The organism is uncultured Tissierella sp., from assembly GCF_902479755.1.
Lineage (GTDB): Bacteria > Bacillota > Clostridia > Tissierellales > Tissierellaceae > Tissierella > Tissierella carlieri.
In genome coordinates, this window is sequence record NZ_CABSQO010000073.1 from 1 (window position 1) to 9,329 (window position 9,329).

17 protein-coding genes and 1 tRNA gene are annotated in these 9,329 nt (G+C 28.1%); 2 read left to right on the top strand and 16 right to left on the bottom strand.

What is annotated here, in order from left to right; all coding sequences use genetic code 11:
• From RDK80_RS19585 to RDK80_RS19630, 10 genes are all read right to left on the bottom strand, one after another.
• Window positions 1-189 (bottom strand): signal peptidase II (locus RDK80_RS19585; protein WP_308525267.1); only part of this gene is annotated, 189 nt, incomplete at its 3' end.
• Window positions 190-397: 208 nt separating this feature from the next.
• Window positions 398-1,030, bottom strand: a complete 633-nt coding sequence (locus RDK80_RS19590; RefSeq protein ID WP_094900022.1) for a TraR/DksA C4-type zinc finger protein — start codon at window positions 1,028-1,030, stop codon at window positions 398-400.
• A gap of 121 nt (window positions 1,031-1,151) precedes the next feature.
• A complete protein-coding gene (locus tag RDK80_RS19595; RefSeq protein WP_308525268.1) occupies window positions 1,152-1,904 on the bottom strand; it encodes a bifunctional 3-deoxy-7-phosphoheptulonate synthase/chorismate mutase in 753 nt (250 codons plus the stop codon).
• Between the two features lie 51 nt (window positions 1,905-1,955).
• Window positions 1,956-2,489 (bottom strand): DivIVA domain-containing protein, encoded by a 534-nt coding sequence (locus RDK80_RS19600; RefSeq protein WP_094900020.1) that lies wholly within the window; start codon window positions 2,487-2,489, stop codon window positions 1,956-1,958.
• 14 nt (window positions 2,490-2,503) lie between these two features.
• The gene (locus RDK80_RS19605) at window positions 2,504-3,289 is read right to left on the bottom strand and encodes a YlmH/Sll1252 family protein (protein WP_308525269.1); all 786 of its coding nucleotides are present in this window, start codon (window positions 3,287-3,289) and stop codon (window positions 2,504-2,506) included.
• Window positions 3,290-3,301: 12 nt separating this feature from the next.
• Entirely contained in the window at window positions 3,302-3,568 is a 267-nt protein-coding gene (locus tag RDK80_RS19610; protein ID WP_308525270.1) for a YggT family protein, read from the bottom strand.
• A 22-nt stretch (window positions 3,569-3,590) separates the two neighbouring features.
• Entirely contained in the window at window positions 3,591-4,028 is a 438-nt protein-coding gene (locus RDK80_RS19615) for a cell division protein SepF (RefSeq protein WP_094900017.1), read from the bottom strand.
• Window positions 4,029-4,038: 10 nt separating this feature from the next.
• Entirely contained in the window at window positions 4,039-4,728 is a 690-nt protein-coding gene (locus tag RDK80_RS19620; protein ID WP_308525276.1) for a YggS family pyridoxal phosphate-dependent enzyme, read from the bottom strand.
• A gap of 16 nt (window positions 4,729-4,744) precedes the next feature.
• Window positions 4,745-6,037, bottom strand: coding sequence for an HlyD family efflux transporter periplasmic adaptor subunit (locus RDK80_RS19625; RefSeq protein WP_308525271.1), 1,293 nt, complete (start codon window positions 6,035-6,037; stop codon window positions 4,745-4,747).
• Window positions 6,038-6,048: 11 nt separating this feature from the next.
• The gene (locus RDK80_RS19630; RefSeq protein WP_094900015.1) at window positions 6,049-6,423 is read right to left on the bottom strand and encodes a hypothetical protein; all 375 of its coding nucleotides are present in this window, start codon (window positions 6,421-6,423) and stop codon (window positions 6,049-6,051) included.
• 238 nt (window positions 6,424-6,661) lie between these two features.
• On the opposite strand from RDK80_RS19630, the gene RDK80_RS19635 reads away from it, so the two are divergent.
• Window positions 6,662-6,738 (top strand) — tRNA-Pro (locus RDK80_RS19635).
• A gap of 189 nt (window positions 6,739-6,927) precedes the next feature.
• Here RDK80_RS19635 and RDK80_RS19640 read toward each other — a convergent pair.
• Window positions 6,928-7,140, bottom strand: coding sequence for a helix-turn-helix domain-containing protein (locus RDK80_RS19640; protein WP_094900014.1), 213 nt, complete (start codon window positions 7,138-7,140; stop codon window positions 6,928-6,930).
• 319 nt (window positions 7,141-7,459) lie between these two features.
• Here RDK80_RS19640 and RDK80_RS19645 point away from each other — a divergent pair, with 319 nt between their 5' ends.
• The gene (locus RDK80_RS19645) at window positions 7,460-7,630 is read left to right on the top strand and encodes an aspartyl-phosphate phosphatase Spo0E family protein (protein ID WP_094900013.1); all 171 of its coding nucleotides are present in this window, start codon (window positions 7,460-7,462) and stop codon (window positions 7,628-7,630) included.
• A gap of 31 nt (window positions 7,631-7,661) precedes the next feature.
• Here RDK80_RS19645 and RDK80_RS19650 read toward each other — a convergent pair whose 3' ends face one another.
• The 5 genes from RDK80_RS19650 to RDK80_RS19670 all read right to left on the bottom strand — a co-directional run bounded on the left by RDK80_RS19650 (window position 7,662) and on the right by RDK80_RS19670 (window position 9,249).
• Window positions 7,662-7,973: a phage holin, LLH family gene (locus tag RDK80_RS19650; protein WP_308525272.1), complete on the bottom strand. Its 312-nt coding sequence runs from the start codon at window positions 7,971-7,973 to the stop codon at window positions 7,662-7,664.
• Window positions 7,966-8,133, bottom strand: a complete 168-nt coding sequence (locus RDK80_RS19655) for a hypothetical protein (protein ID WP_308525273.1) — start codon at window positions 8,131-8,133, stop codon at window positions 7,966-7,968. Before RDK80_RS19655 ends, RDK80_RS19650 begins: the two co-directional genes overlap by 8 nt.
• A 212-nt stretch (window positions 8,134-8,345) precedes the next feature.
• Window positions 8,346-8,516: a hypothetical protein gene (locus tag RDK80_RS19660; protein WP_308525274.1), complete on the bottom strand. Its 171-nt coding sequence runs from the start codon at window positions 8,514-8,516 to the stop codon at window positions 8,346-8,348.
• 11 nt (window positions 8,517-8,527) lie between these two features.
• Complete coding sequence (locus RDK80_RS19665; RefSeq protein WP_094900011.1) at window positions 8,528-8,827, bottom strand: hypothetical protein; 300 nt, start codon at window positions 8,825-8,827, stop codon at window positions 8,528-8,530.
• Between the two features lie 236 nt (window positions 8,828-9,063).
• Complete coding sequence (locus tag RDK80_RS19670) at window positions 9,064-9,249, bottom strand: hypothetical protein (RefSeq protein WP_308525275.1); 186 nt, start codon at window positions 9,247-9,249, stop codon at window positions 9,064-9,066.
• Between the last annotated feature and the right edge of the window lie 80 nt (window positions 9,250-9,329).

The window sequence follows — 9,329 nt, forward strand, 5'->3', positions numbered from 1 at the left end:
AGTTATAATAATAAAAAATATTTTTTTATTCTGTAAAATCCCAAAAGCCGCGCCAAAGTTTTCAACATAAGATAATCTAAAGAAATTAGGAATTATATTATAAGAAGCTGAACCCTTTAAATACTTAATAGCAGCAGATTTACTAAGTTGGTCTAATAAAATAATAACGGCAGATAAAATAAATATCAAATTTGATTCCTCCTAGTCATTTAAGTATACATTCTATTTTATATTATTATTATATTAATATCAATAGTTAGGGAGATTAAAAAAAACCTCTGAATAGTATCCAGAGGTTTTTTTAATCTATAAAAAGTTTTCACTTTATTATCTTGTTAACAAGAACTTAGCATATAGAATAAAAGGCTATCTTGTAATGCTTCGATAGAAACTTTTTTTATTTTAAAGTATCATCATAATATTCTTGAGATATATTCTCAACTTCTTCAACTCCATCACCGCCGTCACCATCTTGTTCATCCATAATCCCTAGGTGGTCACCAGTAGTAAATGATGGGTCATCAGGAACCATATTAAATGACGCCACTTTTTGATAGGCATCCTCTCTGTCAAACTCTACCATATCCTCTGTAGTATCACTAAATGAATTGTGTTCTTCATCTATGGGAATAAATTGCCTACTATCCATTCTAGTATCCTGTGTAATTGTAATACTATCAGCACATTCTATACAATTCTTTAAATAAGGTATAAGATCAAGCCTTTCTTCATCGATTTTGTTCTTACATTTCTTACAAAGTCCATAACTACCATCTTTGATATCTTCTAAAGAACTATCTATCTCGTATAAGGTATCTTTCATTCTATTTTTAAATCCATTATCTTGTTCCATCATGAATAATTCAGTACCAATATCAGCAGGATGATTATCATAATTAGATAACTCACTGTAGTACACATCCATGGAACCGTATTCTTCCATATTATTCATATTATCTAATGTTTTTAATAAGTTTTTCTTCTCCTCTAATAATCTTTTCCTAAAATAATGAAGTTTATTTTTATCCATAGCTTCCTCCAATTCTAGCAATGATAAATTATATCTTGATTAATAATATATCCAGTAGAGTAATAAACATTCAAAATTTAATATAGAATAAAATTACATTATTTCAAAATTATTATTATAATTATGCTAACTTTGTATATAAATCCTTAAATCCTTCAAAGTCAAGAGATTGAAATCCGTCCGATAAAGCCTTATCTGGATTTGGGTGTATTTCTACAATTATACCATCTGCCTCTAAAGTTTTTGCAGCCTTTGATGCTGGAAAAACCAATTCTCTTATACCAGTGCCGTGAGATGGATCTACGAATATTGGATAGTCTGTTTTTTCTTTTAATATAGGAACACTCATTAAATCTAAAGTATTTCTCGTATAATCTTCAAATGTTCTAATACCTCTTTCACATAAAATGATTTTTTCATTGCCCTCTATTCTAATGTACTCTGCAGCCATAATCCATTCCTTAATAGTGGCACTCATTCCTCTTTTTAGCATTACTGGCTTATGAGTTTTACCAACTTCTTTTAGCAATGAAAAATTCTGCATATTTCTAGAACCTATCTGAATAATATCAATGTAATTCTGTGATTCTTCTATATCTCTTGGATCCATTATTTCGGAAATTATTTTGAAATTATATTTTGTTTTAATATCATTTAAAATTTTAAATCCTTCTGATCCTAATCCCTGAAAGGAATTAGGGCTAGTCCTTGGTTTAAAAACACCACCTCTTAATATCTTAACTCCTAAATTAGATAGAAATCTACCAATATCCTCCATTTGTTTATAATCCTCTATTGCACAAGGACCTGCAATAATCGTAAAGGAACCATCCCCAATACGTATTTCACTATCTATTTCAACACTTCTAGTCATTTAAATTCCTCCAACTACTTTCAAATTTCCAATTAAAGAAAAAAGAGGCTATTATGCCCCTAAATGGTCAATCTCATCTAAATTTTCATCTATGGATTCTTCGTCAACATCTATCTTTTTAACCTGATTTTTATTCTCATAATCCTTATAGAATTCTTCTAGAGAAATGAGTTGCGCTTTAATAAAAGATTCATATCTAGTTTTAAAAATAAAAATCTCTTTTTTCAAATAGTCATACTCTTTCATTATATTTCTAACTTCATTAAGTGCTTCATTAGTTCTATTCTTAGCCTGAATTTCAGCATCTTCAATTATTAGCTCAGCTTTCTTTCTCGCAGCACTGGTTACATCATCCGCCGTACTCTGAGCAATTACTAATGTACTTTTCAACGTTTCTTCTAGATTATTATACTGTCTAATCTGGTCAGTTAATATCCCAATCTTATCTTTGAGCTCAATATTTTCTCTATATAGCTTTTCATAATCATCATTGATAGCATCTAAATAAGTATCAACTTCTCGTGTATTATAGCCTATTAAAGATTTCTTAAACTCCTTATTTTGTATATCTAGTGGTGTAATCATTTGTCTCACTCCATCTAAATTAATATTCTTATAGTAGCTTTTATTTTCCCCTTTTTACTTAATCCCTCAACAGAGTGAAGAATAGAACGTCCATATCCTCTAATAGAAATTACATCTCCAACTTCCAATTCCTTAGCAGGCTTATCTATAGGTTCCCAGTTAACCTTTACATATCCCGATTTTATTATGTCCATGCTTTCTTGCCTTGATAAATTATAACTAGAGCTAATATATACGTCAAGCCTGTAGGAAGATAAGATTTTATTTATTTCCTTGTATAAAATTTCAACAGAAGATATAGAATTCAAAGATTTTTCTTCTATTCTGACCTTCTTATTTGATACCTTTTCTAGATTGAATAAAAGAAAGTCCCCTATATCCTTTTTTATTACTACATCTGTATAATCTCCATGTACTAAAATATCCCCTATTTTCGACCTCTTTATACCTAAATTAAGTATTGCCCCTAAAAAATCCTTATGAGATAATCCATCTAAATCACCATATATCCTTAAAGCAGTAATTCTCTGCGGAAGATTATCAGGATCGTAATAGCTAGGATAAATAGTTATTATTTGTCTTTCAGCCTGTATAGTTCCACCATTTTCTAAGTAATCTATTTCATCAAATCTATTAAGGATTGATTTCGCTAATAACCTCTCATATGGATCAAGAAAATCTGTAGATTCATAGGAGTGGTTATTCATTACTATCTCAACTTTGTCTATAATTCTTCTCATATCTATAATCTTATCATTGTCTTTTATATGAGAAGTATATTTATCTTTATCAATTTTCATCTTAATACCTATCTATAGTAATATTCTGCCAGCAATACTATATATTATTCTTAAAAAAAGAATGGCTAATAGAGGTGAGAAATCAAAAATACCAATATTTATCCCTAGCTTTGCAATTAATTCTCTCGCGGGTCCAAGTACAGGTTCTGTTAATTCATAAACTAATCGAGTAAAAGGATTTTCACTATGAATATTTAAGAAAGAAAGTACAATCCTAACTACAATTAGTATTTCTATTAAATTAAGTAATATTATAATTGACCTATATAACAGTAACATTTAATATAATCTACTCCTTTTTCTACCAAGAAAATATACCTTTACTTTTAAGTTCATCTTTCAATCCATCAATTTCTACATTACTAGGCGCAAAAATAAAAATGTCTTTTGTAACCTTTTGAATGTTACCTTCCAAGGCATATAGACCGCCACTAATAAAATCAAATATCTGTCTCTTAATATTATTATCTAATTGTTCTAAATTTACAATAACTGTTTTTCTAGATTTCAAATCATCTATTATGCTAGGAGCTTCATCATAGCTAAGAGGTTCATGTACTATAATTTTCATGTTACTATTAGTATGGATGTTTACAACTTTATTATTTAACTTTTTTGTTTTAGTAGGTACTGCCACATCATAATCTTCTTCGTATTCTTCATAATCTTCATTCACTTCTTCATCTTCTAAGTCCTGTACACCTATGAAATACTTAATTTTGTCCATAAAATTACTCATTATATCCCTCCTAATAATTTCTTTTACCGAAAATGGCAGAACCAACTCTAATCATATTGGAGCCCTCTTCGATTGCTAGTTCATAATCATTTGTCATCCCCATGGATAAATAATCCATAGATAAATTCTCATAATTTTTATTTATTATATTCTCTTTTAAATTATACAAAGTTCTAAATACCTTCCTTAAAAGAATCTCATCTGTTGTATTAGGTGCAATTGTCATTAATCCCCTAACTTTAATATTTTTCAAATCTAAAATTTCTTCAATAAAGTATAAAACTTCTTCTACTTTAAGACCAAATTTGCTTTCTTCTTCAGCTACATTAACCTGTACTAAAACGTCTGTTATTATATCACTGTTCTTCGAACGCTTATCTAATTCTTTTGCTAATGATAATCTGTCCAAAGAATGTATTAATCTAGTCTTTCCAATAATATTCTTGACCTTATTGGTTTGTAAGTGTCCTATCATATGATAATTTACTGTATCGCCAATTAAGTCATATTTTTTTTCTAGTTCTTGAACTTTATTTTCGCCTATATTAGAAATGCCAACTCTAATGGTTTCATTTATTCTATCGATATCTATAGTCTTAGTAACAGCTATTAGTTCAACCTTTTCGCCTTCTCTGCCAGATTTTTTTAAAGCTTTTTCTATATTTTCTTCTATCATGATTATGTTACTTTGAATAGATATTTTCATCCCCTCCATCTTAATTAAGTATTTGTCCTTCTTTTATATTAATAGTATTTAAAAATATCTCATCAAATAAAGTAATAGTTTTTACTGGCTGTTTTTCACCTTCTATTGTAATGTTTCCACTATTGTCACCTGTATCAACATAAGTATAATTATCATCTTCCCCAATAATAATAATAGGTCTAAACTTCACTATACCACTTTTGTCCTTAATATATACCCCTTTTATAGAATCTTTATCTACAATTGATTTTGTAGGTATTTTATATCCCTCCTTTTTAGATTTTATAATATCTACCTTAGGAAATCTAATATTATAAAAATCATGTAGCATAGTGTTAAGTCTTACTACAACAACACCTTTTTTATCAGAAGGATTAATAGATACAATTTTGGCCTTAAGCTCACGCTTGTCCTTTTCTAATGTGATTTTAATATTATTTCCAACTTCAAAGCCTTCAATCTGTTTTAAATCTTCTATTTTCATAGCAATATACCATTCAAAATTATCTATGATTTTATAAATAGGTTCACCTACAGTTATAGCTGATTTTGTTTTTATATCCACATCTTTTAATTCCTTTAAAACTAATTTATCATAAGTATAGTTTTCAAAGTCCTTAGGTAAATAATTTTCTTCATAGCCATCCAGTACATAAGATATGATTCCTCCATGGCTAGAATAGTATTTTATATTGTTACTCTTAATTTCTGAATTAATACTATCTCTTTTTGATTTTAAATTTTCAATACTCTGTCCTACTAATGTATTAGAAAAAGAAATGTCTTTATTTTTTTCATCATACAAAGAAAGTTGACTCTTTAATAAATAAATTTCGTCAAAATTGCCTGCAGCAATTGCATTTTGTAATTCATTAACTAAGGAATCCTTCATCTCTATAATTTTTTCTTTTTCATTTAATATAATCTTAGTTTCAATTTCAGACTTTTCTAAAGCAGAAATCGATTCTTCTAGTTGGGAAAGCTCCTCCTTTAGCGATGAAGTATCATTTAAAGAGTTAACACTAGCAACCTCGACACCTGCAGATAACCGTTGTCCCTCCGTAGAAGAAGTTTGTAAGTCACCATTACTAGTTGATCTAACCACTGTCTCATTTTTTATCACAAAGCCTTGAGTAGAAAGTTTTTCTATCAAAGTCCCCTTTTCAGGTAATATTGTTTTTGCATTGCTTGCAAGTAAAGAAGGAACTGCCCTAAATATTAAATATATAAGAACAAATGATATAGTTGCAGTACGAAAAACTCTTCTTTTCCTTCTGTTTTTTTCTCTTTTCTCATAAGACATATATTTCACCCTTAATTAAAAAACTTTCCATATTTGCTTACTACCTTAAATTTTAAAATATTGTCAATTGCGAAAAGTTTTATTTCATCTCTATGTGTAACCATTAATATGGATTTATCCTTTTTCTTCGCTCCTAAAAGTATTCCATTATACTTCTTATTTTCTTTTGTAACAACCCTAATCTCATCTCCGGCCTTTACTCTTAATCCATCTAAAATAAATTCTTTCATATCTGCCTCACTTAAATGTTCTTGTGTAACTACTTTTTTATCAATTATTATTATATTATTTTTTAGATAGATTTTTTCTTTTAATATTACAAATATATATCCAAATATACTTGCTATAAATAGTAATACTAGCATGATTTGTAAATAATATAACAATCCTACACCTCCAAAATATTAAACATATTAATAGTATAACATAACTATATGCTGTTTTAAACTACTTTACGAAATCAAATTATGAATATTAAGTACTGATTTTTTATGTATTTTTATGTAATTCTATGTAAATGGATGTTGAATATAGAAGTTTTAGTAATATATTTGCAATATAAGAAGTTTTAGAGTATAATAAAAATGTTATCTCTAAAATAATATTTATTATAATAAAATATAGCGGGATGTGGCGCAGTTTGGTAGCGTACAAGTCTGGGGGACTTGGGGCCGCTGGTTCAAATCCAGTCATCCCGACCATTTTACGTCTTGGTATACCTTTGTAACCTTGCAAAATATACATTTATTTTTTTCTGAATTGTGTATATTTGGATATAATTTATTAAAATTGGCTCGAATAGTTCGCAAACTGTCATGTAAATATTAATAATTTTCAACAAAAAAATAGGACCTTAATGGTCCTTTCTATTTTATAAAATAACTATCGATTTAATTTTTATTTAATACTTTTAATGCTCTAGGAGAGTTTCCTTTTCTCTCTACAAATCCTTTTGATTCTAGATTTTTTAAATATTTATGTACTGTGCTAGGAGAGCTAAGTCCTATTATCTGACATATGTCTCTAACGCTAGGAGCATATCCATTCTCCTTTACATAATCTAATATTATATTTAATACCTGTGATTCTCTTTCAGTTAGCATATAAATCCCCCCTTTACTTGATTATATATGAACGTCAGTTCTGTGTAAAGGAGGAATTTGTCAATTTATGATGAAATAGGTTATATTATTAGTTTTGATTATTATATTATTTTTAGAAAAACTATATATCTTTTTTAATTTTTTTATTTATTTTATTTCATATTGATATAGTTAAATTATTTATTAGATAATGTTGCTTTATCTTTTAATAATTATACTGTGTAATATCTGTGGCATATGATATTAACTTTTATCTTCAATTATTTTCCATTATATTTAATTTTGTTTAACACATCCTAATATGCAGGAGGTGCTAATTTTGTCTGAGATACAAGAATTACTTAAAGATATAGATACATTAAAGAAGAACTTAAATGAATTAATTGAGAAGAAAAATTTCAATCTACAGGATTCAGAAATCATTAAAGCTAGTCAAGAACTTAATATTGCTATTAGTAAGTATAATGATCTAATTGTTAAAAAGCTGTAATTATACTATTTATACAAGAGAAAGCCTTAGATTATTCCAAGGCTTTCTCTTGTATAATATTAAGTTCCTTTACTGCCGCCTCAATCATCATATCTAAATCTTCTACAGATATACTTATACCATGACTATTCAAATAATTAATAACATATTCCTTCTTTTGATTTCCAGTTTTAGATCCGTAAATCTGTTCCGCTGCCTGAACTGCAAGAGTAACTAAAAAATAAACGTTCTCTCTTTGCTCTCTTGTGGTCTTGGATTTAAGATAAGGCACTAACACATAAGTTATAATGGTACATAATAATCCAATTAAAGCTAATATTATCTTAATCATCCCTTCATTCATCTTTACCAAATCCCTCCTTAAAAATATCAACTATTTTTATACCTGTCATGGCAATGAGCTCTGTTTCAGTAAATTTAAACCATTTTTCTATAAGTATAGAAGGTTCTGAGCCAGTCTTATAATATAAGAAAACTATAGTAGTAGTAAATAAGATATTCATTACAATTATTAATGTTACTATTCTTTTGGAAAACTTTGTTTTGATTTATTTTTTTCTTCTAGAACTAATATTTTCTTTATCTTATCTAATTCATCTGTAGACAAAGTATTCATGCCATTACCACTGATTTATCTTCACTTGGATTATATTTTATATCTCCATCATTCCACCAAAGAAAAGATTTAGTAAGTCCTATACAATCTACAACTCTCTTATTCATTTTTCTTTAATAAAAATTCTTGCAATTTAACTTTACTTGGATACTGTTTTAACTTCTGCTGTAATAAGGGCTCTGTTAATACAGTACTAAATGTACCATAAACATAGCCCCATCTCTCTTTTTCTGCCATTTTGCAATGCTCTACTAATTTAATATTATACAATATATCATCTCCTACAATAACTTACCTATTAAAAAACCTAATATTATTGTAATAACTCCACCTATAATTAATTTCTTATAATATTGAAGATCAGATGAAGGGGTTTTTTTGATCTCATCTAAATCATCTCTAATGATTTTCACATCTTCTTTTGTTTCTCTCATCTGCTCCACAAGTCTAGTTATATTTGTAGATAATTCTAATATAGTATTTTGTATATTTTTCAGATTATCTATCTCTTTAAATATTGTCTTATTTTCTGCTCTTAATGTGGCTATTTCTCCCTCTTTAGTACATTTGCATTCTTCCATATTCTACCTCCAAATCTGCATTTCAATTCAAAGTCACTTTTTATAAATTAATTTCATCAATTACAACCCTATCTGTATTTCCCCTTTCATTTATACTTCTACATAATGAGCCAAATCAAAATTTAACTATGCCATTTCTGGTATTCCTCCCGAAGTAATTGTAATTTTATCTCCACTTCATACAAATCCATAACAAACTAATTTATTCATAGTTTCTAAATCTCTTTAGGCACCCTTTAACTCCATCCCCTTTGTCTAATCCTCCTCCCCTTTCTACAATAGCTATCAGATTTCATTAAATTTTCTATACTATCCCCTATCTTGATTTCTTTCTTTCCCTTATCTATATCTTTCTTATCTGTCTGCATTAATTTGTTGTATGCATCTATATCTGTTTGTCTTATATATTCTCCTATAATCATGACTCTGCCTCCTTTAATTTAACTACGTTTTGTAAACTTAAATGAAAATTGAGGACTCCAACCTCTGTATGGTACAATGT